This window comes from Paenibacillus zanthoxyli JH29 (assembly GCF_000520715.1).
GTDB lineage: Bacteria > Bacillota > Bacilli > Paenibacillales > Paenibacillaceae > Paenibacillus_AQ > Paenibacillus_AQ zanthoxyli.
In genome coordinates this window covers 1-20,722 of record NZ_ASSD01000130.1, presented here as the reverse complement: position 1 = coordinate 20,722, position 20,722 = coordinate 1, and the positions used below count along the sequence as shown (strand labels likewise).

General features: G+C 51.2%; 24 protein-coding genes and 2 pseudogenes. 17 read left to right on the top strand and 9 right to left on the bottom strand.

Features of this window, described 5'->3' with window-relative positions:
- Window positions 1-105: 105 nt before the first annotated feature.
- Together L691_RS0105325 and L691_RS0105320 are read right to left on the bottom strand one after the other, a co-directional pair.
- Window positions 106-924: a carbohydrate ABC transporter permease gene (locus tag L691_RS0105325; RefSeq protein WP_025689229.1), complete on the bottom strand. Its 819-nt coding sequence runs from the start codon at window positions 922-924 to the stop codon at window positions 106-108.
- Window positions 924-1,538, bottom strand: a pseudogene (locus tag L691_RS0105320) (carbohydrate ABC transporter permease); the annotation flags it as partial. The gene L691_RS0105325 and the pseudogene L691_RS0105320, both read right to left, overlap by 1 nt.
- A gap of 226 nt (window positions 1,539-1,764) precedes the next feature.
- Here L691_RS0105320 and L691_RS0105315 point away from each other — a divergent pair.
- Complete coding sequence (locus L691_RS0105315) at window positions 1,765-2,253, top strand: protease inhibitor I42 family protein (protein WP_025689226.1); 489 nt, start codon at window positions 1,765-1,767, stop codon at window positions 2,251-2,253.
- On the top strand, window positions 2,219-2,626 hold the full coding sequence (locus L691_RS34185; protein WP_408634733.1) for a protease inhibitor I42 family protein: 408 nt from the start codon (window positions 2,219-2,221) through the stop codon (window positions 2,624-2,626). Before L691_RS0105315 ends, L691_RS34185 begins: the two co-directional genes overlap by 35 nt.
- A 559-nt stretch (window positions 2,627-3,185) precedes the next feature.
- Here L691_RS34185 and L691_RS0105305 read toward each other — a convergent pair.
- A complete protein-coding gene (locus L691_RS0105305; protein WP_025689224.1) occupies window positions 3,186-4,190 on the bottom strand; it encodes a LacI family DNA-binding transcriptional regulator in 1,005 nt (334 codons plus the stop codon).
- Between the two features lie 246 nt (window positions 4,191-4,436).
- Here L691_RS0105305 and L691_RS0105300 point away from each other — a divergent pair, with 246 nt between their 5' ends.
- The 10 genes and pseudogenes from L691_RS0105300 (at window position 4,437) to L691_RS0105260 (ending at window position 13,489) form a co-directional block, all read left to right on the top strand.
- Window positions 4,437-5,405, top strand: a complete 969-nt coding sequence (locus L691_RS0105300) for a LacI family DNA-binding transcriptional regulator (protein ID WP_025689223.1) — start codon at window positions 4,437-4,439, stop codon at window positions 5,403-5,405.
- A gap of 273 nt (window positions 5,406-5,678) precedes the next feature.
- The gene (locus L691_RS0105295; RefSeq protein WP_025689222.1) at window positions 5,679-6,086 is read left to right on the top strand and encodes a hypothetical protein; all 408 of its coding nucleotides are present in this window, start codon (window positions 5,679-5,681) and stop codon (window positions 6,084-6,086) included.
- On the top strand, window positions 6,053-7,693 hold the full coding sequence (locus tag L691_RS30545; protein ID WP_025689221.1) for a LamG domain-containing protein: 1,641 nt from the start codon (window positions 6,053-6,055) through the stop codon (window positions 7,691-7,693). Before L691_RS0105295 ends, L691_RS30545 begins: the two co-directional genes overlap by 34 nt.
- A pseudogene (locus L691_RS33380) lies at window positions 7,588-7,911 on the top strand (GH32 C-terminal domain-containing protein); the annotation flags it as partial. The gene L691_RS30545 and the pseudogene L691_RS33380, both read left to right, overlap by 106 nt.
- Before the next feature lie 31 nt (window positions 7,912-7,942).
- Window positions 7,943-8,809 carry an Ig-like domain-containing protein gene (locus L691_RS33375; protein ID WP_025689220.1) on the top strand — a complete coding sequence of 289 codons (867 nt, stop codon included), beginning with the start codon at window positions 7,943-7,945 and terminating at the stop codon, window positions 8,807-8,809.
- 117 nt (window positions 8,810-8,926) lie between these two features.
- Entirely contained in the window at window positions 8,927-9,835 is a 909-nt protein-coding gene (locus L691_RS0105280) for an ABC transporter permease (protein ID WP_025689219.1), read from the top strand.
- 17 nt (window positions 9,836-9,852) lie between these two features.
- The gene (locus L691_RS0105275) at window positions 9,853-10,743 is read left to right on the top strand and encodes a carbohydrate ABC transporter permease (RefSeq protein WP_025689218.1); all 891 of its coding nucleotides are present in this window, start codon (window positions 9,853-9,855) and stop codon (window positions 10,741-10,743) included.
- 111 nt (window positions 10,744-10,854) lie between these two features.
- Window positions 10,855-11,826 (top strand): extracellular solute-binding protein, encoded by a 972-nt coding sequence (locus tag L691_RS0105270; RefSeq protein ID WP_025689216.1) that lies wholly within the window; start codon window positions 10,855-10,857, stop codon window positions 11,824-11,826.
- Entirely contained in the window at window positions 11,789-11,974 is a 186-nt protein-coding gene (locus tag L691_RS0105265; protein ID WP_025689215.1) for a GH32 C-terminal domain-containing protein, read from the top strand. The genes L691_RS0105270 and L691_RS0105265 overlap by 38 nt, the downstream gene beginning before the upstream one ends.
- Before the next feature lie 24 nt (window positions 11,975-11,998).
- On the top strand, window positions 11,999-13,489 hold the full coding sequence (locus L691_RS0105260; RefSeq protein ID WP_025689213.1) for a glycoside hydrolase family 32 protein: 1,491 nt from the start codon (window positions 11,999-12,001) through the stop codon (window positions 13,487-13,489).
- A gap of 75 nt (window positions 13,490-13,564) precedes the next feature.
- Here L691_RS0105260 and L691_RS0105255 read toward each other — a convergent pair whose 3' ends face one another.
- From L691_RS0105255 to L691_RS32510, 4 genes are all read right to left on the bottom strand, one after another.
- The gene (locus tag L691_RS0105255; RefSeq protein WP_025689212.1) at window positions 13,565-13,813 is read right to left on the bottom strand and encodes a glutaredoxin family protein; all 249 of its coding nucleotides are present in this window, start codon (window positions 13,811-13,813) and stop codon (window positions 13,565-13,567) included.
- Window positions 13,810-14,136, bottom strand: a complete 327-nt coding sequence (gene ytxJ / locus L691_RS0105250; protein ID WP_025689211.1) for a bacillithiol system redox-active protein YtxJ — start codon at window positions 14,134-14,136, stop codon at window positions 13,810-13,812. Before ytxJ ends, L691_RS0105255 begins: the two co-directional genes overlap by 4 nt.
- Window positions 14,137-14,274: 138 nt before the next feature.
- Window positions 14,275-14,784 carry a GNAT family N-acetyltransferase gene (locus tag L691_RS0105245; RefSeq protein ID WP_025689210.1) on the bottom strand — a complete coding sequence of 170 codons (510 nt, stop codon included), beginning with the start codon at window positions 14,782-14,784 and terminating at the stop codon, window positions 14,275-14,277.
- A 194-nt stretch (window positions 14,785-14,978) separates the two neighbouring features.
- Window positions 14,979-15,437, bottom strand: coding sequence for a hypothetical protein (locus L691_RS32510; RefSeq protein ID WP_025689208.1), 459 nt, complete (start codon window positions 15,435-15,437; stop codon window positions 14,979-14,981).
- A gap of 275 nt (window positions 15,438-15,712) precedes the next feature.
- Between L691_RS32510 and L691_RS0105235 the strand changes: the two genes are divergently transcribed.
- From L691_RS0105235 to L691_RS27895, 3 genes are all read left to right on the top strand, one after another.
- Window positions 15,713-16,417 (top strand): class I SAM-dependent methyltransferase, encoded by a 705-nt coding sequence (locus L691_RS0105235; protein WP_025689206.1) that lies wholly within the window; start codon window positions 15,713-15,715, stop codon window positions 16,415-16,417.
- 137 nt (window positions 16,418-16,554) lie between these two features.
- Complete coding sequence (locus L691_RS30535; protein ID WP_025689204.1) at window positions 16,555-17,454, top strand: L,D-transpeptidase family protein; 900 nt, start codon at window positions 16,555-16,557, stop codon at window positions 17,452-17,454.
- Between the two features lie 236 nt (window positions 17,455-17,690).
- A complete protein-coding gene (locus L691_RS27895; RefSeq protein WP_332249031.1) occupies window positions 17,691-18,107 on the top strand; it encodes an RDD family protein in 417 nt (138 codons plus the stop codon).
- A 30-nt stretch (window positions 18,108-18,137) separates the two neighbouring features.
- Here L691_RS27895 and L691_RS33370 read toward each other — a convergent pair whose 3' ends face one another.
- Both L691_RS33370 and L691_RS33365 read right to left on the bottom strand, forming a co-directional pair.
- Window positions 18,138-18,425, bottom strand: a complete 288-nt coding sequence (locus L691_RS33370) for an ATP-grasp domain-containing protein (RefSeq protein WP_025689203.1) — start codon at window positions 18,423-18,425, stop codon at window positions 18,138-18,140.
- A complete protein-coding gene (locus L691_RS33365; RefSeq protein ID WP_025689202.1) occupies window positions 18,422-18,700 on the bottom strand; it encodes a hypothetical protein in 279 nt (92 codons plus the stop codon). Before L691_RS33365 ends, L691_RS33370 begins: the two co-directional genes overlap by 4 nt.
- Window positions 18,701-18,899: 199 nt before the next feature.
- Here L691_RS33365 and L691_RS0105210 point away from each other — a divergent pair, with 199 nt between their 5' ends.
- Together L691_RS0105210 and L691_RS27885 are read left to right on the top strand one after the other, a co-directional pair.
- Window positions 18,900-19,961, top strand: coding sequence for a Gfo/Idh/MocA family protein (locus L691_RS0105210; protein ID WP_025689201.1), 1,062 nt, complete (start codon window positions 18,900-18,902; stop codon window positions 19,959-19,961).
- Window positions 19,962-20,478: 517 nt separating this feature from the next.
- Window positions 20,479-20,722 (top strand): ATP-binding cassette domain-containing protein (locus L691_RS27885; RefSeq protein ID WP_036735418.1); only part of this gene is annotated, 244 nt, incomplete at its 3' end.

Here is a 20,722-nt window from a genome sequence, read left to right as displayed (position 1 = left end):
ATCCTGTTCTAAGATTTGGACTTTTTCAGTGGCCTCGGTAGTGCCGGGAGGGTTTTGTCGTAAGCTTGGACCGTCCATTGCATGAACGGTCCATAGCGTATTTGCTTATTTAATTGCACCCTGCGTAATTCCGCTGATGATCCATTTTTGCGCGGACAGATAGACAACAACCATCGGCAGCAGCGCCAGCAGGTAGGAGGCGAAGGCCAGATTGAAGTCGGTGCTGAACTGCCCCTGGAACACGTACTGCACAAGCGGCAGCGTGTATTGGCTTGGATCGGCCAGCAGAATGAGCGGGAGCAGGAAGTCGTTCCAGGTCGACAAGCTGGACAGTATAATGATCGTTGCGCTGATCGGACCAAGCAGCGGAAAAATAATCTTCCAGAAGGTTCCCCAGGTCGATGTGCCGTCCACCGTGGCGGCTTCTTCCAGCTCAAGCGGGATGGAACGGATATATCCGACATAGACGAACACGTTGAACGGAAGTCCGTACACGATATACAAGAGAATCAGACCGGGAATATTGTTCATGCCGAGATCGGTTGTTACCTTGACAACAGGCAGCATGATGATCTGAAACGGAATGAACATGGCGCTGACGAAATACAGATACAGGAGCTTGAAGAATCTCCGGTTCATATTTCTTGCTATGGCATAGGAGACGAGCGAGTTGGTCAGCAGGATAAATCCAACCGAAACTATGGTGATGACTGCGCTGTTCTGAAGAGCATGGAAGAAATCGGTCGCTTTAATGGCGTTGCTGAAGTTCTCAAAATGCAGTCCGGTCGGCAGTGAGAAAATAGACTGTGCCATTTCTTCGGGATTCTTGAGCGCGATGCCGACCGTCATGTACAGCGGGAACAGAATCAGGATCGAACCGAGCGCAATGAGGGCGGTCGCCAGCCAGTTGGTATTTTTTCTCATTACAGGTCCATCTCCCGTCTTTGTAGTACTTTAATCTGAAACAGAGAAATCGCCACGATCACGATAAAATAGATGACGGCGTTCGCGGATTGATACGCAAATTCTCCGCCAGTAAATCCCCCGGTATAAATCAGGTGGGCGATCGACTGTGTGGAGCGTCCCGGTCCGCCTCCGGTCAAAGCGACGATCTGGTCGAAGATCATGAGTCCGCCCTTCATGGCCAGAACCATGTTGATGGTGAAGAAGGAAGGAAGCATCGGGAAGGTAATGCTCCAGAATTCTCTCCATTTACTGGCTCCATCCAGACCCGCGGGAATCGTCTGCAGGCCGGCAAGATAGAGGATGGTGTTATAAGCGATGCCCTGCCAGACGCCGACGATAACGATACCCACCCATGCCCAGTCGGGGTTGCCGAGAATATTTTGCGACAGGAAATCGCTTCCGAGCTTTGCGCCCCATATCGTAAAGGCATTGGAGAACAGGTAGTTAAAGATATAGCCGACAATCAGTACGCCAAGCACATTCGGCAGAAAGTACACACTGCGGAAAAAATTCTTGGCTTTGATCTTGGCATTCAGTCCCAGCGCGATCAGAAGACTGATGACATTGATGCTCGACCTATTAGACGATCATACCGTTCAGTTTATAGGGGGAGTACCAGCAAAGCTGACACTACCCGCAAAGTAAATGTTATTATATAGGGGTTTCAGGATGGTTAGAGAGATGATCAACCTTAGAAAAAAAATGAGTGCAACATTTTCAGTCTATTAATCGTTTTCTTTGTAGAAAGATAAAAAAATTCTTTCGTACTCATTTAAACTACAAGTGGAGGAATTCAAAATGAAATTAAATAGTTCAGTAGCAGCAGTGCTTTTAGCAAGTGCAGTGACAGTAAGTGGTTTTGGAACAGTAGGTAATATGGCTTCCAATGCATCACCTGTGAAATCAATAGGCTCAAGCAAAATTACAACTAACAATAAAGAAAAAATGCTAAACGAAATATACACATCAGTTGGTAAAACATTTGATATCAAACTTGAGGAAAATTCGTCTACTGGATACTCTTGGAGTTATGTTACAGATAAAGAAAGTATTGATCTTGTGTCAGAGAAATCAGAAATTCAAAAAATAGACCAATCTGAAGTTGATGAAACACCTGTTGGTGTGCCATCAGACAAAACTTGGACTTTTAAAGCTTCCAAACCAGGGACTTACAAACTCAAGTTTTCTTATGCCCAGCAGTGGGATAAAAGAGCAAAACCTGCAAAAACAGTAGAGTACACGATTAAAGTAACTGAGAACGAATCGAACAAACCTGACAACAGGTAGCACTTGGGCGTACCAAGCCGACAGTAAAAACATTAAACTAATCTCAGATTCTTCTAAAACCACAAGTGATGCCATTGGTGCTCCTTCAGACAAAACTTGGACTTTTAAAGCTTCCAAACCAGGAACATACAAACTCAAGTTTTCTTATGCTCAACCGTGGGAAGGTAAACAAGATAAGAAGGGAAGTACAGTTTCTTATGTATTTGAAGACAATGATCTACTAGGAGGCCCGTTCTGGAGTACAGGGAAAAAGGATCGGATTGTACCATTCCCTCGTTCGATCAAGGAAATGCTGGCCATGCATGCTGATTCCATGAAAAAAAAGCAAGCGGTGTACCTTTTTGAAATCTTCATGGAAGAAGAAGTACATTGATCGGGGAATCCGCAAAATCCTAGCAAAATATTCGGAAGCTGCCGGCATGACTCAAAATCGTCTCCACACAAGCTGCGACATTTTCACTTAACCTGGCTAAAAAACAAGGCATTGATGATGCGCTTATACAACCGTATTCAGGTCATGAAAGCCATAAGTCATTAGAAGTCTATTCCAAACTTGTAATCACAGATGCTCAGGATGAATATAACGAGGTAATTAATAGATTTCCCATTTTAATAACATCTACTTTGCGGGTGTGTCAGCTTCGCTGGTACTACCCCTTATAGAAAAATACGCCATTTCCTTGGCGTATAGTTTCGTTAAAATATTGGTGGTACCCCTTGACAAACATTAGCTGGTTTTTTTGCGGCGCGTGTTTTGAGTACAGTTTCTGCGTCAGGCGGATTAACCTGCGTAACGACGATATTTGCAGCGACGTAAACGTTTAACTTACTTACCTGCGCAATCCCGGCTGTTCCGCTTCTAATGTCATAATTCACGAAAAGCAAGCGTTTTCATATTCGGTTAAACGTTTACGTTGTATTCATAAAAAGACTCAGGTAAGCGTTCTTACCGTCTGTCTTTCTATAATCGAATGAGAGACTATGATTCCCGGCAGCATTTCGCCCGTTTCAATACCGCGGATCAGCGTTTCGGAAGCGATTTTGCCCATCTCTTGAAGCGGTTGGCTAACCGTTGTCAACGGAGGAACTACCATGTTGGACAGCTGAACTCCGTCAAATCCAATGACCGAAACATCATCGGGAACTCGGACTCCGAGTTTATAAGCTGCCGACAGTACGCCGATTGCCATTTCGTCACTGGCCGCAAACACGGCCGTTACATCGGGAGCGTTGCGCATTAGTGTTTCAAACTGAATGCATCCGCTTTCAAATCTGAAATCGCCGTAAACGATATATCGGCTGTCAAAAGGAATTTGGTGCTTCTCAAGCGCCCGCATATATCCGTCCACCCGAGGAGCTCCAGCTAATACATCCTCTTTTCCTCCGCTGATCATTGCGATTTTACGATGCCCTTTGCTGATGAGGTACTCTACCGCGTCGCAGGCGGCCAAGCAGTCATCGACCTTCACGTAAGGAACGGTGGCGTAATTGGATTCGGAAGAGACGAGGACAACCGGGATATTCATCGCTTGGATTGCCTCATAATACTCCTCCTTTAACACACTGCTGGAGAAGATGATTCCGTCAACCTGCTTTTCCCGCAAAAGCTGCAAATACTTCATGGTGCGTTTGCCGTCATCGTCGGTGTTGCAGACCACAATGCTGTAATTGCGGCCATGGGCGTAATCTTCAACTCCCTGCAAAATATCCGAGGAGAAGGCGCTTGATACATTCGGAAATAATACTCCGATCGTATACGTACGCTTATTGATTAAGCCGCGCGCGATCGCGTTGGGCTGATAGCCCAGCTCTCGAATAACCTCATTAACCTTCTGCTTCGTTTTGTCGGAATATCCGCCCAAATTGTTCAGTACCCGGGAGACCGTAGCGATGGAAACGTTCGCCTTCTTGGCTACATCTTTAATTGTAGGGTTCATGCGGTTCCCCCCAATACGGCTGACAGCTATTGTTAAGCGCTTTCTATTAATTCAATGACTTGCAACAGATAATGTAAACGATTAACCAGAATATAAACCTGAATTGCCGACCTGTCAATAAAATCGAAAAAAATTTCATAAGGATATTTAATGAAAAAATATAAGAACGCTTCATATTCGATATTGAAACGTTTCCAATTTAGTGTTATGATAGCGCTATCAAAGATGTTTTAGCGGAGGAAGCTTATGGCCAGTATTAAAGATGTCGCCAATTTGGCAGGTGTCGCCGTCGGTACGGTCTCCAGAGTCATTAATAATGCCCCGGCGGTAAAGCCGACAACCCGGGACAAAGTCATGGCGGCGATCAAGCAATTGAATTATGTGCCGGATGAGGTCGCGCGGAATTTTAAGATGCAGAAGTCCAAGATGGTCGCCCTGATGCTGCCGAGTATTTGGAATCCGTTTTTCTCCGAGCTTGCCTATTATATTGAAGATGAACTTGACCGGAGCGGGTTCAAGCTGATGCTGTGCAACAGCGGGGGCAAGCCGGAGAAAGAGCTGTATTACTTCGATATGCTCAAGCAGAACAAGGTGGCGGGAATCGTCGGGATTACATACAACGATATTGAGAACATCGTAAGCACGGATATCCCGATCATCAGCATCGACCGGCATTTCAACAAGCAGATTACCTGCGTGACCTCGGACAATTTCGAAGGCGGCCGGGTCGCACTCAGGGAGCTTGTAAAGGCCGGTTCGAAGAAACCCGCCTTTCTGGGCAGTGTGCCCTTGATGTACAGTGAAACGCTGCGGCGCAAGGACGGTTTCGTGCATGAAGCGCAGACCCTTGGTATTCCCTGCGCCGTGTATGAAGAACCCGACTCGCTTAAGGATGAGGACCAATATTACAGCAACTTCCTGCAGCGGCATCCGGACATCGACGGCGTATTCGCCATCACGGATATGACCGCAGCCAGATATATCGAGAAAGCCAAGGAGGCCGGGATTCGCGTTCCGGACGATGTGAAGGTCATCGGCTACGACGGCATCCAGGATCATCCCTATTTTCATCCTCTCCTGTCCACGATTCGTCAGCCGGTAGAGGAGATGGCGAGAACAGCCGTAAGACTGCTGCTTAAGAAAGTCGAAGGGGAAAGCTTGGACCGTGAAGTCTTCCGTATCCCAGTAACCTATAGAGCAGGAGAGACGACCTGATATTCGGTAAGCTTAGGGCGCAAGCTGAACCGCAGCCTTATATTTCGATGAGGAACGGACGCCTGAACAGTGATGCTCATGTGGCTAAGCTTCGAGAGCATAAGCTCAAACAGGGCGGATAGACGTTTCTTCTTGCATAAATTGGAAACGTTTCAACAAAAGATGACGGCATATGATCCAACCCATAGATGTGTTAGTAGCTGAGAAGAAGATCGTGTCCCGTAAGAGCAATGTCAGGGAAAGCAGAACAAATCGAAAGGGGAAAAGTACACAATGCAATTTAAACCAAGGCGCCAGTCCGTGTGCCGTCTGCTTGCCATTCTTGCATTTCTTTATTTGATTCCGGTTCATATGCCTGCCGCCAAAGCCTATTCGAATTCGATCACAAATCCCGGATTTGAGACGGGGACGCTGTCAGGCTGGACGATTGAGAGCGGGGATGCGTTCAGCTCGGGCGATGTAGCCAGCGACACCGATTACTGGAACCGGCAGAAATTCAATCAGCATAATTTTTGGCATATCTGGGGGGGACGCGGCGACAATGCCAAAGTGGGCGTACTCAAATCCGAAACGTTCACCTTGGCCGCGACGGACAGATCGACCTCCTTATCGGAGGGGACAGCGACATCAACAATCTTTACGCGGCCTTGGTTGATAGCGCTACCAATACAGAGCTGTTAGAGGCCACGGGCAACAATACCGACACCTATTCCAGACAAAGCTGGGATGCTTCGGCTTACGTTGGAAAGGTTGTGTACATTAAGCTTGTCGATAACTCGGCGGAGGGGCACCTCAATATCGACGACATCAACGTTCCCCAGAGCCCTTCTTTGAACGGTCATGTCGAGCCTGCCCTGTACAACCACGATTTCGAGCAGTCGGATCTGAATCCCGGCGAAATTAGAGGTTGCATCAATGTCAGCGGGGACGCGTTCGCCCCGAGCAGCCTGGTTCATGAGGATTACTACAGCGGGGGAGGGAAATTCAATCAGGCAGGTACCTACCATCTGTGGGGATTCAAAGCCGGAGGCGACGCTCAGACTGGTTCCATAAAATCCGAAACGTTCACGCTGGGCGGCAACGGCGGGATTGATTTTCTCATTAATGGAGGCAGAGACACAGCCAACCTGTATGTCGCGCTGGTCAAAGCAAATGGCGGGCAAATCCTTTTCAAGGAGACCGGACGAAATTCCGAAGCGTTTCAGCGGGTATTCTGGGATGCTTCCGCCTACCTCGGACAGGATGTCTATATCCGCATCGTCGATCAGGCAACAGACGGCTTCGGGCATATCGGCGCGGACGACTTCCATGTCTACAACTCGCAATACGCCGGCGGGCTGGCCGGCTACTGGAAATTGAACGAAGCTTCAGGCAAGACGACAATGGAGACAGTGTCGGGCACAGCGGACCCGGTATCCTATCATTTGAATACCGGGGTGTACCAAGCGGCTCAGGACCCGCTCTGGCAGAGCGACGGCATCAGCGGCGGGGCGCTTCTGTTCGACGGCTATTCCACCTGGGTTACGCGGAACGCGAGTCATTTTCCGACACCAACCCAAGCGATCACGGTAGGAGCCTGGGTCGCCCCCCGGAATTTCGAGCATGGAGACGAGGGACGCTTGTCTGCGATTGTGAACCAGCATAACCGGGAAGCGAAGGAAGGCTTTATTCTCGGCAACTACCGTCACGGCACCTGGGGCTTTCAGTTCGGAACGGGCAGCAACTGGCGGGAAATCAAGACCGGCAGCGAGCTGCCGCTTGACGAGTGGTCTTATGTGGTCGCGACTTACGAGAGCTCAACGGGGAAAGCTGCGCTTTACCTTAACGGAAATTTGGTAACCACTGCGGATTTCACGCCCGGCGAAGCGATCGTTCCCAGCGATACGGACCTACTTATCGGCAAAAATAATCAGGGATTCTGGCTGTACGGCTTCAATCTGAATGCCTTTAGCGGACTTATCGATGAAGTGAAAATATATAATCAGGCGCTGAGCGCAGCCGATGTGCAGAGCGCGTATAACGCATACGTCAGCGCGCTGGGCGGCAATCTGCCGACGGCGAATAACCGGATGGAACGGAGCGTCTATCAGGATGACGTTCAAAGGCCGCAATATCATGCGGAGCCGCCCTCAGGCTGGCAGAATGAACCGGGCGGACCGATTTACTTCAAGGGCAATACCACGTGTTCTACCAAAGCAATCCGCGCGGGCCGTTCTGGAACCATATCCGTTGGGGGCACTTGGTCAGCAGCGATATGGTGCATTGGCGCGATGCCAAAGACGCCGTGATTCCAGAGAAAAACGCCATCGATCCTGACGGGGCATGGGCTGGCGGTTCGGTGCTTGATGGCAACGATATTCCGGTTATCTTCTATACGGCGGGTGACGACCGCCGAACGCCTAACCAGCGGATCAATATCGCCCGCAGTAATTTCGGGGTGGATCAGGATAATGATCTGAACCATTGGATCAAAAGTCCGAAAGTCGTCGTCGACCAGCAGCCCGGCGAAGGCATCATGGGCGAGTTCCGCGATCCGTTTGTCTTCAAGGACGGGAACACCTGGTTCAACCCGCGCTTATCCGACCCGGGCCGACGCCAAAGGAATCCGGCTCTGGGCCAATGCCGATTCGAACACCGTCGTCGTGAAATCATTGAAGATCTGGGCGATGAACTCGGCTTACGGCGCCGTGAATCCAACGGGAGTCACGCTGCCTGCGAGCAAGACCATCATCCAGGGCGACAGCCAGCTTGTGCTTGCCGCCGTCAGCCCGGCGAACGCCACGAACAAGGATGTCATCTGGACATCCAGCAATCCGGCGGTTGCGACCGTGGTGAACGGGAAGATCACGGCGAAGGCCGCCGGCAATGCCACAATCACCGCGAAGACCCGGGTGGGCAATTATACCGCAACGACAGCCGTTACCGTCACGGCGGAACCGGCGCATGGCGAACTGACGAACCACGAGTTCGACAATCAGTTGACCGGCTGGACGATTGTATCCGGCAATGCGTTCTCCAGCCAGGACGTCACGTCGGACGACAATTGGGGCTGGGGCGGACCGTTTAACCAAAGCGGCGCCAACCATCTTTGGGGCGTAAAAGACGGAAACGATGCCCAGACCGGGGTTTTGAAATCCCAGACCTTTACGCTCGGCGGCAATGGACAGATCAATCTGCTTGTCGGAGGCGGTAATAACTATTACGACCTCTACGTCGCGCTGGTCCGTTCCTCGGACGGCAAGGAATTGTTCAAAGCCACCGGTCTTGATCAGGAATCCTACACCCGTGTCTATTGGGACGCTTCCGATTATATCGGTACGGCATGCTATATCAAGATTGTGGACAACGCAACGGGCGGCTGGGGCCATATCAACGTGGACGACGTGAACGTGCCGGTGCAGTAAGCGTACGGGCAGGCGGTGTGGTTGACTGCCACCACGTATCGCCCCACCGCGTGCTGGGCGGAAAGTTCCTCACGCGCCGCTGCCTACGTAACATCGAATTGCCAGGGGGAGTCAAATATGAGAAAGCTGAAAGCTGCGCGAAAAAATTGGGAACTGTATTTGCTGCTTATTCTGCCTGTAGCCTACTTTATTATTTTTCGGTATGTCCCCATGTACGGCGTGCAGATTGCCTTTAAAGACTTTACGCCGCGCGCCGGAATATGGGGAAGTCCCTGGGTGGGACTTCAGTATTTCCGGGAGTTTTTTGAATCCTATAACTTCTGGACGATCATCAAGAACACGGTTCTGCTAAGTCTCTTGAACCTGCTGATCTCGTTTCCCATTCCCATTCCCATAATCATCGCCATTTTGCTGAATCAATTGGCCCGGGAGAAGCTGAAGAAGTTCGTTCAAACCGTAATCTATGCCCCTTATTTCATCTCCACCGTTGTGCTTGCCGGCATGATCATTGTGTTTCTGTCGCCGAACAGCGGACTGATCAATCATATCATCGGGGCGTTCGGCGGGGAGCCGGTGCTGTTCATGTCCGAAGCCGGCTGGTTCCGTCCGATTTATATCATGAGTACGGTATGGCAGGAGACCGGGTTCGCCACCATTATTTATTTGGCCGCGCTGGCCGGCATCGACACGCATCTTCATGAAGCCGCCGTTGTAGACGGGGCGAACAAATGGCAGCGAATCCGCCATATCGACTTGACTGGGATTCTTCCCACCATTACCGTGCTGTTTATTCTGGCCGTAGGCAACTTAATGAACGTGGGATTTGAGAAAGCCTTTCTGCTGCAAACCGACCTCAATATCGACGCGTCGGAGATCATCTCGACCTATGTGTACAAAATCGGCATCCAGCGCGCGCAGTACAGCTTCTCGGCGGCAATCGGGCTGTTTAACGCGGCCATCAATCTGGTGCTCCTGCTTATCGTAAACCGGGCCGCCAAAAAAATAAGCGGAAACGGATTGTTTTAGAAAGGGGGAGATTAAGCATGTTTCAAATGAAACGCAAGCTGAAGAGCGATATTGCTTTCGATGTGGTGAATTTCATCGTGCTGGGCGGATTTACGCTGATGATTCTATATCCGCTTTATTTTATCGTAATCGCTTCCATAAGTGATCCGAACCAGATTTATGCGGGCAACGTATGGTTGTGGCCCAAGTCGATTACCTTTGACGGCTACCGGCGGATCTTCAGCGATAACACCATTTGGATCGGTTACCGGAACTCCTTATTCTACGCCGCGCTCGCGGCTGTCATCAGTTCGGTTCTGACCGTTATGGCGGCTTATCCGCTGTCGCGCAAAGATCTTTACGGCCGGAACGCCGTCATGATGATTTTTGTCGTCACCCTCTTTTTTAACGGCGGAATTATCCCGACCTATCTGCTTGTCAAAGATCTTCACATGATCAATACCATCTGGGCCGTTGTGCTTCCCGGGGCGGTGGACGCGTTCGCTATCATTATCGCACGGACGTTCTTCCAGAGCTTGCCCGATGAACTCCGGGAGGCGGCTGCCATCGACGGGTGCACCAATCTGCGCTACATCTGGAGCATTGTCGTGCCGCTGTCGAAACCGATCATCGCCGTGCTTGTGCTGCTCGCTGTGGTCCGCCAGTGGAACGGTTTCTTTGACGCCCTGATTTATGTGAACGATTCGTCGCTGTATCCGCTGCAGCTCATTTTGAGGAACATCCTGATCCAGAACCAGCCTTCCGGGGATATGCTGACGGACATTACGACGCTCGTAGCCCAGCAGAAGGTGACCGAACTGATTAAATTCGGAGTCATTATCGTTACGGCGCTCCCATTGCTCACGCTGTATCCGCTGCTTCAACGTTATTTTGTCAAAGGCGTCATGATCGGTTCAGTCAAGGGATGAGCTGAGGCCGGGGCTGTCCGCGAATACGCTGAAAGGAGGTGGGGCTAGGGCATTGTAAGGGTGGCAGGTGTCTGCATAGGGCAAGTCATCATAAGGGAGGTTTGATTTGCAATGTATAGAAAAATATCGATGTTTATCGTGGCGGTACTGTGCTCTTCCGTCGTACTTACGGCATGCAGCGGCGGTGAGGCTTCAAACAATGCTCCGGCGGCTTCGAGTGCGGCGGGTGATGCAAGCAGCGGCGAGGCCGCAGGTTTCCCGCTTAAGGAGAAACTGACGCTGAAGGCAGTGGCGAAGCGGCCGGCGCTGGCGCCGAGCGATTTCAATGATTTTGAAATGGCGAAGCGGATGGAGTCGGATACGAATGTCCATGTGGAATGGACTACCATCGTTGATACGGATTATGACCAGAAGAAAAACCTGCTGCTGGCAAGCGGCGATTTGCCGGATATGTTCTACGGAGCCTCCTTTACGGACACGGAGCTGCTGCATTACAGCCAGGATGGCACCATTAATCCGCTTAACGATCTGATCGACAAGCATATGCCCAACCTGAAAGCGCTCTTTGATAAGCGGCCGGACATCAAAGCGCTCGTTACGGCTCCCGACGGCAATATTTACTCTCTGCCGGTAGGCGAGGAGCTGGGCACCGGGCAGGAGGATATCGGCGCGAATCCGGACTTTTTGTATATTAATTCAGACTGGCTGAAGAATCTTGGACTTGAAATGCCGAAGACTTTGGAAGAATACCACAACGTTTTGAAAGCGTTTAAAGATAAAGACCCGAACAAGAACGGCAAAAAAGACGAAATTCCGCTGTCATTTATCAACGCTTATTGGACCGGGGATATCGGCTATCTGTTCGGCGCGTTCGGCGAATCCGACAAGACGTATCAGCCGGCCAACAACACCTACTCCGAGCATCTGAACGTTAAGGACGGAAAGGTATACTACGCCGCTCTGCAGCCGGGATACAAAGAGGCGGTAAAATATTTTCACACCTGGTTTGAAGAAGGTCTTATCGATATCGATTGGCGAGGAAAACTTGCGGCTGCATATTTTTGTCGACCGCTCGCTGATTGAATGTTACGCAGGCGGGCTGAAGAGCCTGACGACGAGAGCTTATCCGTCGCGGCTGGATGCGCTTGGCCTGCTGTTATGGGCCGACGGCCCGGCGGAGCAAATCGATATGGACGTATGGGAGATGGGCCCGGCTTATCCAACCCATTAATACAGAGATAAAGGAGATGCAGGAGTGTCTACAAAATCATACAGTGAAACGTTCCGCCCGCAATTTCATTATTCGCCGGAGGCAAATTGGCTGAATGATCCCAACGGACTGGTATGGTATGAGGAAGAGTATCACCTGTTCTATCAGCATCATCCCCACAGCGCGGTGTGGGGCCCGATGCATTGGGGTCATGCGGTAAGCAAGGACCTGGTCTACTGGGAAGAGCTCCCCATTGCGCTCCGGCCTGATCATAACGGGGCGATCTTCTCGGGAAGCGCGGTTGTGGACTGGCATGATACCACAGGCTTTTTTAATGGAGGCTCCGGTCTGGTAGCGGTATTTACCCATCACGATACGCAGACTCCAAGCGGAGTGCCGCGCCAGAGTCAGAGCCTCGCTTACAGCACGGACAAGGGAAGAACCTGGACGGTGTACGAAGGCAATCCGGTTCTGGAGGATGAACGGCACGTCGATTACCGCGATCCGAAAGTGTTCTGGGACGGCGAACGGGAGCGGTGGGCGATGGTGCTCGCCGCCGGGCAGCGCATTTTGTTCTATCATTCGCCTGATCTGATTCATTGGTCCTTCGGCAGCGAATTCGGTGCGTCGGAAGGGTCGCATGATGGGGTCTGGGAATGTCCTGATCTGTTCAGGCTCCCGGTCGATGGTGGCGGCGGTGAATCCAAGTGGGTGCTTATCGTCAGCATCGGCCCGAATGATGAACTGGCGGAAGGCTCGCGCACCCAGTATTTTGTAGGGGAATATGACGGCGTCTCCTTTGTAAACGACAACCCGCCGGATACCGTGCTGTGGCTGGATCACGGCAGGGACAATTATGCCGGGGTGACCTGGTCGGATGTTCCTGCGCAGGACGGGCGGAGGTTGTTAATCGGCTGGATGAACAACTGGAAGTACGCCAATCAGCTGCCAACGGAAACGTGGAGAGGCGCGATGACGCTGCCAAGGGAGCTTAGGCTTGCGGTGAGCGAAGACGGTGTTCGGCTGCGCCAGACGCCGGTGAAGGAGCTTGAAGGGCTCAGAGAAAAGGAATTTCAGATCGATCATGCGGTGATTAATGCTGGGGACGGCAATGTTTTGCAGGATATTCATGGAAGCGTGCTGGAAATCGAAGCGGAAATTAAGCTTACGGGTACGACGGCGTTCGGCTTTCGGAGTCATGGCTCTGCCGGGCAAGGAACGGTTATCGGTTATGATGCGAGCCGCAGCTATCTGTTCATTGACCGCAGAAATGCCGGTATATCGGACTTTCATCCCGATTTCTCCTGTGAGCACGGAGCGGATCTGAAGCCCTCCGGCGATATGATCAAGCTTCGGATATTTGCCGATCATTCCTCTGTCGAAGTGTTCGCGGGCGGCGGGTGTGTCGTGCTGACGGATCAGGTTTTTCCGGACCCGGAGCATCAGGAGCTGGAGCTGTACGTTCAAGAAGGAAGCATTGAAATCATCTCTTTACGCGTATTCGGCTTGAAGTCCATTTGGGACGCTTCCAGATAGGGGACGATACCTCATTAAACAAAAAGGAGCCTAAGTCTGCTGTTTAACAGGGACCTTAGGCTCTTTCCTTTAAATTTATTTCTTCAACCCTGCTGCGGCAATCAGTTCCTTTAGTTCGCCGTGGTTAAAACCTTTGACCGCTCTGCCGCCCGCTATGGTAACCGGAATGCCCATGAAGCCGAGATGTTCCACTTCCTGCTGATAAGCTTCGCTTGTCATAATATCTCTGACCTCGAACGGGACGCCCTCGCTCTGAAGGAGTTGTTTCACCCGGCTGCAATCGCCGCAGCCCTCGGTGGAGTAGACGATCACTTGGGCACTCATTGGCTTACAGCCTCTTTAATGCTTGATTGCGTAATTTTCCAGTGGGAGGTATTCCAGCGCACTTCGCCATCCTCAAGCAGGAAGATTTGCGGAGACTCATGCTTAATGCCGAAATCTTCGGCGATTTTATTGGACACCGGACGGTCCTCGATCACAAGCACGATGGCGGCGTCGGTATCATTGTCTTTCAGATAGGACTGGAACTCTTCGTACGCTTTCGCGCTGATCGGACAGGTTGTGCTGTGCTTGAACAGCAGCCTTTTTCCGGGCTTTGCAATATACTGCTCCAGCTCATCGGCGGAGTGGAGTTGCAGAATGGACATGATATCACCTTCCTTAATATAGTTGCTAATCAACAGTAATTGTACCTTAGATTGTAACATGTTTCAAAATTAAAGCAATCGGGATTCCAGCCTAAAGACAGCGGTAATCTGCCTTGCTGCTGCATGGCAAACGGCCATTCAGTGCTTCTTGTAATAAAACACCGTCTCATGCAGTTCCCCTTCCGCCGACCGGGCATAATCCGGAATTCTGCCGGCTTCCACGTAACCGAGCGATTGATACAGCAGGTTGGACGGATCGCCTGCGCGGGTATCAAGCACAAGCAGCGTTCGGTCTTCCGTTGACGCGTACGCTTCGGCCGTTTCCATCAATAGGCGGGCAGTGCCCCGGCGGCGGTGCTGCGGGTGGACCATCAGCTTGGCGATTTCCGCGCGGTGCAGTCCGTTCGGCTTCAGGGCAAGATGGAGCTGCACGCTCCCAGCAATCTGGCCGTCTTCCCAAGCGGCCCATAATATAACGCCCTCGCCGGGCACGCCTCGCCAATACCGGCCAGCTTCCGCTTCCGTAAGCGGCGGCAAAAAACCGACGGATGCTCCGTCCTCCACCACCACGGTCAGCAGCCCGGCCAGCTCCCGTTCCAATTCTTCGTCTATTGCGCCAATTTGTTCTATACGAATCCCTGTTGTCATTAGCGCTGTCTCCTCTCCCGACTGTCGGTCTAATCGGAAATGATTGTATACGTTACCAATCCTAATTGCAAGTTACAGCAGCGGCGGTCAGCCGGTGTAAGTCGATAAAGTGAAAAAACAGGGACCGCCCCGGCTTTGTGGCCGAGAGGCTGGTCCCTGTTAGATGCCGGGCCTTTAGGCCGGCTGCGGTTCTATTACTGGAAGTTCCGGTTTTGGTTGGTGGAGAATTGTCCCGGTGCTTGAATGCCAGTGCCGAAGGAAGATGACCCGATAGGCGCAGATCCGATGGAAGATCCTCCGATTTGAGAGCCGAAAGACGAAGAACCGAAAGAGCGGGTCATTGGGTTTTGGAACCCAGGTTGGTTGTATGCCGAACCAAATGTGCCGGTTTGAGCCGATTGCTGCTCCACTTGGCGGAATACTTGGGAGATTTGCTGCAATTGCTGAATGGCTGTTTGGTGGCCTTGCAGAACGTTCTGAATCGTTTGAGCCGCTCTACGCTCGCGGTTTGCCAGTTCCTCAAGCTGTCTTGCGTTTTGTTCTTCTTGCTGCAGAAGTTGTTGATACATTTGGCTGGATTGCTGTGTTTCGTTGATCAGCCGTTGAACAAGCTGCTCACCTTGGTTGATTTGATTCGAAATGTTCGTATTCAATGTCGTATCCTCCTTGTGGAATGGATTGGTAACCGAAAATTATTATGCTTTGACTTCATGCAAATTATTCATTCATCCTCCAGAAGAACATTTGTGAATCCGTTCGTTTCCAATGCGGCGAAGCGGCTTTTGATTTTAATGACAATATTTTGAAAATTGGGGCTGAATATTTCGCAGAATTAATAAAAATACGGCTGCCATTGTAGCCCTAATATGGTAAAGTTGAGAAAGCGGCCGCAAGCCGCTATAGACGAGACGAGCTGAGAAAGGAAGAGATGAGATTGAGCCTAGAAGAGAACAGACTGGATTTAAGCCGCATTGTGTTTATCGGAAGAACCTACGAGGAGTATATGGCGATGTTCGGCCTGTCCGAAGAGGAACTGAAGGGACGGACCGTCCTGGATTGTCCGGGCGGGGCATGCGCGTTCACGGCGCGGGCAAATGCCCTTGGAGCGCAGGCAGTGTCGGCCGATATAGCTTATTATTACCCGCCCCTCCCCCTTGAGGAGAAAGGGCTGGAGGATATCCGGCATACGATGAACCAATTGGAAAAAGCGCAAGCCGGATTCAAGTGGGACTATTTCCTCTCGGTGGAGGAATTAAGGGCCCATAGAAGCCGAGCTCTAGAGGAATGTATTGCCGACCTCAAGCGTCACCCTGACCGTTATGTTCCGGCGGTACTGCCGGAGCTGCCGTTTGAAGACGAACGGTTCGATCTGACGCTGTCCGCGCATTTCTTGTTCATGTACGGCGACCGGCTTGATTATGATTTTCACCTGAAGTCGCTGCGTGAGCTGCTGCGTGTGACCCGGAGGGAGCTGCGCATTTATCCGCTGGTGGACCTCTCGGGCAACCGGTACGGTCAGATGGACGACCTGCTCGCGCAAATCGCAGAGGACGGCTGCACGGCCGAGGAGGTACAGGTCCCTTACGAGTTTCAAAAAGGAACTGGCCGCATGCTGAGAATTATTAAGGGCTAAAGCATATATAACGCAATCCGGTCTCCGGTGAGGAGGCCGGAATTTTTTTGCACAAAAGTGGCAACATTTCCCTCCGGAATCCGTTAATTAGGATAAAGAGATCCAATTTTAACAGTCTTAGGCGGAGGGGAACATGAATGAAAAATAACATGGGAGAGGTTCATAGGGGAAGGGGTCGGCGGACAGCGCTCAGTCTGATGCTTGCGCTTGTTCTGCTGTGTACCGGCATCTTCGCGGGAGAGGCGGATGCGGCTGGCACCCAAATGCTCGTGATTAACAAAAGGGTCAACAAGCTGGCCTTCTTCGACGGCGGCAAGCTGGTTAAAGTATTCCCGGTGGCTACCGGCAGGGAGAAGAGCTTGACTCCGGAAGGACGTTTCAAGATTTTCAATAAAATCAAAAACCGGCCTTATTACAAAGATCATATCCCTGGCGGCGATCCTGCCAATCCGCTTGGCGACCGCTGGCTCGGGCTGGATGCGTACGGCACAAGAGGAACGACTTACGCAATTCACGGCAATAACAGAGAGTCTTCCATCGGCAAGTATGTAAGTGCCGGATGCATCCGGATGCATAACGACGACATCCATTGGCTGTTTCCGCAGGTGAAAAGAAATACGACAGTGGTCATCACCTCCTCGGCGCTTGACATGGAGAGCATTGCGCGGAAAAACGGCTATATTCTGGGGACGAATACATTTGCCGGAACCATAGCTGTGAACGGCGCAGCGACGAAGCTGAGCCAGCCCTTCATCCTGGAGAATTCCCGCGTGTATGTTCCGCTGAGAGAGACCGCATCTGTGCTTGGCGCAAAGCTGGGGCTGGATTCCGAAGGAGCGCTGACGATCACGATGGGCAGCCGCACGGCATCGCACAAGCCGCTGGCTGATTATGCCACCGTGAACGGGGCGAAGGTTGGAATGCTGGCGTCGCGCAATGAGAGCGGGACCCTGATGATTCCGCTGAGCAGTGTTCCGCTGTTGTTCGGCGTTCAGATCAAGTGGACCGGGTCGAGCGGCACCGTTACGATCCTGTAAGCATACAATTCCATAGGCGGGCAACAAAAAGCTGGTCCGAAATGCAGGACCGGCTTTTGTTGAAATAAGAGGATTTACTTGCGTCAAGGACGCCGTCAGGCGTTTCTTCTTGCAAGTGTTCACAACATGTTTAACTGCCGCCAAGGATGGTTCTGTGGTACTATAATTTCCGGAAAATTGATTCTATTTAGGCATTTAGAAAGGAGTTTTAGATTGAACAAAAGGAACGCAGGCTTTTGGATAAGACTTGGCGCCCATTGTTGGACGGTCTCATTTTGGCGATTCCGGCAGCGATTATCTACTTTCTCATAACGGGAGGAGAGAGAGGGAGTGCATCGGAGCGGGATGTTGTAAAAAACATCCTGACTATTGGCTACACTGTGTTGGTTCCGGTGTTCTGGAATGGCCGCACAATCGGCAAAAGAATATGCAAAATCCGCATTCAAAAGCTGGACGGAACTTCTCCCGGAATTGGAACGATGATTATACGGAATGGGCTGTGCTCCCTGCTGTATAGTTACACTTACGGGATTGCCATTTTGATCAGCATCGTGATGGTGGTTGTCCGAAAGGACAAAAGAGCGATTCACGATTTCGCCGCCGGAACGGAAGTCGTGTATGACGATCCTTGGGCGATAGAGAATCAGGCCTGAAGGGCTTTTTGCAGCGAGTGCTTGAAATGATCAATGAACTTTTGACGAATGTCCGGTGTTAATTCCAGCAGGGAGAGATAGGAATTCGAAATCAATGAACGGCTGAATCAGGATATTCCGGTCTTCACTGGCATTAAGTTTGGAGGTTAGCTCATTTAAGGATACAAGCTCAAGACCGATGGAGTCGGCTCCATCTTTCGGCTTGGAAATGTAAGCTTCGGCCTTTGGCAATTTCTCAATCCCCTTCACATCATCAATGGTCGGTATGACGGGATATCCTGCCTGCGTAAGCTTCAGCAAATAGTCCTTCCCGTTCATATCGCCTTACCGTCAAATGAATTATAGGTTTTGTATGGGTTCATAGCGGCCCTTTCTCGAAAGGTCAGATACTCGTCCTTAAAATTTGCCACGGGTCCGGCGTTTCGGATCACGATGAGATCATAATGCTTCTCAAAAGCATGGATATCCTGCGGATGGCAGATCGTGAGCGGGAATGATTCTCTAAGCCGCGAAGTCAGAAACAAATCCTCTTCATAATAATTTCGCCCTTTGGCTGGGTAATATAGATCGGTCACAAATAAAATAGTTCCCATATACGGTTACACCTTTCCATAAATGTAATCCGGTATCCGTTCATTATAGTGTAAAAAGACGGATATACTAAACGCTATCCGCAATTTTTTTACGGACAAGCGCTATTCCTGTATGAATGAAAACGGTGTAGAATGTAGGGGAATGAAAATTGACCTGCGGCTACTTGCAGCATCATACGCGGAAGGGAAAGGATAAACTATGGAACAGAACAAGTACAGTCTTGTCATCGTCGGCTTCGGGGGAATGGGCAGCTATCATGTGCAGTTGATCGAACCGTGCGAGGGGCTGGCGGTAACCGGTGTGTATGATGCGGTCAACTACCGGATGGAGCTCGGGGCAGCCAAGGGTTTTAAGACTTATGATAGTCTGGAAGCGGTTTTATCTGATGAAACGGTAGATGTTGTGCTGATTGCGACGCCCAACGATGTACATAAGGATATTGCGATCCGGGCGCTTACGGCCGGCAAGCATGTGATCTGCGAGAAGCCGGTGACCATTAACAGCGCGGACCTGCGTGATATTTTGGAAGTGGCCAAAGAAACGAACCGCATCTTTATGGTGCACCAGAACCGGCGCTGGGACGAGGATTTCCTTATTATCCAAGACCTGATCGACAAGAAAAAAATCGGCGAGGTGTTCCATCTGGAGTCCCGCGTGCAGGGAGCCAACGGTATTCCCGGCGACTGGCGCCAGCTCAAGACGTACGGCGGCGGCATGCTGCTGGATTGGGGCGTTCATCTACTCGATCAGCTCCTGCTGCTCACCGGAAGCAAGATCGACAGCGTCACAGCTGAATTAAGCACTATTCTCGGCACCGAGGTGGATGACGGATTCACCAGCTTTATCCGGTTCAAAGACGGCCTGACTGCTGTGATCGAAGTAGGAACGACCAACTTCATCAAGCTGCCCCGCTGGTATGTCAAGGGTACGGAAGGAACCGCTATTATCCGCGACTGGGATCTCAGCGGGGAGATCGTGGTGAACAATCCGGACGTAGCCAAGGTCGAGCCGAAGCCGATTCAGGCGGGACAAGGGCTTACCAAGACGATGGCGCCGCCTTCGGAGGAATCTACTTTGCGCTTGCCGATCGAGAAGGTTCAGAGCACGAAGCAGAGCTTCTATGACAACTTTGTCTCCGTGATCGAAGGCAAGAGCGAGCCTCTGATCAAGAACGAGGAGGTTCACCGTGTGCTGCGGTTGATCGAGACGATTTTTGAAGCGGCGGAGAAACGGGTCATCCTTAAAGACTTAGAGCTGTAAACTCTCCTGCCGAAGCCCAGGTCTTGCCAGCCGGGACTTCGCTGACCTATAATAGCTATAGAATTCTAATTCGGACAATTGATGGAGGATCTTCCCTACGATGAAGAACTAATACGTTTCCTTATAAGACCAGCCAACTTGTGACTAGCGATATGCACAAGCCGCGGTGCGCCCATCATTGGGCGGACGGTCAGGGATACGTATGTCTTCGGGAAGATTCAAGGGATCGGCAAACGTTTCGTTAAAAAAGGCCAAAGAACAGCTTGCCAGGAACAGCCCGGCTGTATGGATTGTACGGGTAAACCCGGCCCGGGCTTAAATGGAATCTGCCATGCTTAAACCTGCTTATGGCAGTATTCCACCCGGCAGTGAACCTGTTCATGGCTGGTCGCCGCTTAGCGTCAGGCCTGCCATCGGCTATAGCGAACCGCGCCATCCATCTTCCTTTCATACGATATTTTTGACCGCAGCGGCAGCTGCGGTTTTTATTTTTGGTATGAATTCGGAGGGATGGACAATGCCGATACTGCATGTGAAAGAGATATCCAAGGAATGGAACGGGAATCCCCTGTTCCGGAATATATCGTTTGAACTGGCCGAGGGAGAGCGGATGGCACTCTTCGGACGCAACGGAGCGGGCAAAACGACGCTGCTGAAGGGGCTGCTGGGCGCTGTGGCTTTTGATTCGGGGACGGTATACCGTTGCCTGCCCGTCAAGGAATGGGGGCTGCTGGATCAGCAGCTTGACCCAGGGGAAGGAA

Excerpts from the sequence above, each read along its gene's own strand:
- L691_RS0105325 (WP_025689229.1), bottom strand. The coding sequence starts at position 924 with ATGAGAAAAAATACCAACTGGCTGGCGACCGCCCTCATTGCGCTCGGT.
- L691_RS0105315 (WP_025689226.1), top strand. The coding sequence starts at position 1,765 with ATGAAATTAAATAGTTCAGTAGCAGCAGTGCTTTTAGCAAGTGCAGTG.
- L691_RS0105305 (WP_025689224.1), bottom strand. The coding sequence starts at position 4,190 with ATGAACCCTACAATTAAAGATGTAGCCAAGAAGGCGAACGTTTCCATC.
- L691_RS0105300 (WP_025689223.1), top strand. The coding sequence starts at position 4,437 with ATGGCCAGTATTAAAGATGTCGCCAATTTGGCAGGTGTCGCCGTCGGT.
- L691_RS0105295 (WP_025689222.1), top strand. The coding sequence starts at position 5,679 with ATGCAATTTAAACCAAGGCGCCAGTCCGTGTGCCGTCTGCTTGCCATT.
- L691_RS0105280 (WP_025689219.1), top strand. The coding sequence starts at position 8,927 with ATGAGAAAGCTGAAAGCTGCGCGAAAAAATTGGGAACTGTATTTGCTG.
- L691_RS0105275 (WP_025689218.1), top strand. The coding sequence starts at position 9,853 with ATGTTTCAAATGAAACGCAAGCTGAAGAGCGATATTGCTTTCGATGTG.
- L691_RS0105270 (WP_025689216.1), top strand. The coding sequence starts at position 10,855 with ATGTATAGAAAAATATCGATGTTTATCGTGGCGGTACTGTGCTCTTCC.
- L691_RS0105255 (WP_025689212.1), bottom strand. The coding sequence starts at position 13,813 with ATGAGTGCCCAAGTGATCGTCTACTCCACCGAGGGCTGCGGCGATTGC.
- ytxJ (WP_025689211.1), bottom strand. The coding sequence starts at position 14,136 with ATGTCCATTCTGCAACTCCACTCCGCCGATGAGCTGGAGCAGTATATT.
- L691_RS0105245 (WP_025689210.1), bottom strand. The coding sequence starts at position 14,784 with ATGACAACAGGGATTCGTATAGAACAAATTGGCGCAATAGACGAAGAA.
- L691_RS0105235 (WP_025689206.1), top strand. The coding sequence starts at position 15,713 with ATGAGATTGAGCCTAGAAGAGAACAGACTGGATTTAAGCCGCATTGTG.
- L691_RS30535 (WP_025689204.1), top strand. The coding sequence starts at position 16,555 with ATGAAAAATAACATGGGAGAGGTTCATAGGGGAAGGGGTCGGCGGACA.
- L691_RS33370 (WP_025689203.1), bottom strand. The coding sequence starts at position 18,425 with ATGAACGGGAAGGACTATTTGCTGAAGCTTACGCAGGCAGGATATCCC.
- L691_RS33365 (WP_025689202.1), bottom strand. The coding sequence starts at position 18,700 with ATGGGAACTATTTTATTTGTGACCGATCTATATTACCCAGCCAAAGGG.
- L691_RS0105210 (WP_025689201.1), top strand. The coding sequence starts at position 18,900 with ATGGAACAGAACAAGTACAGTCTTGTCATCGTCGGCTTCGGGGGAATG.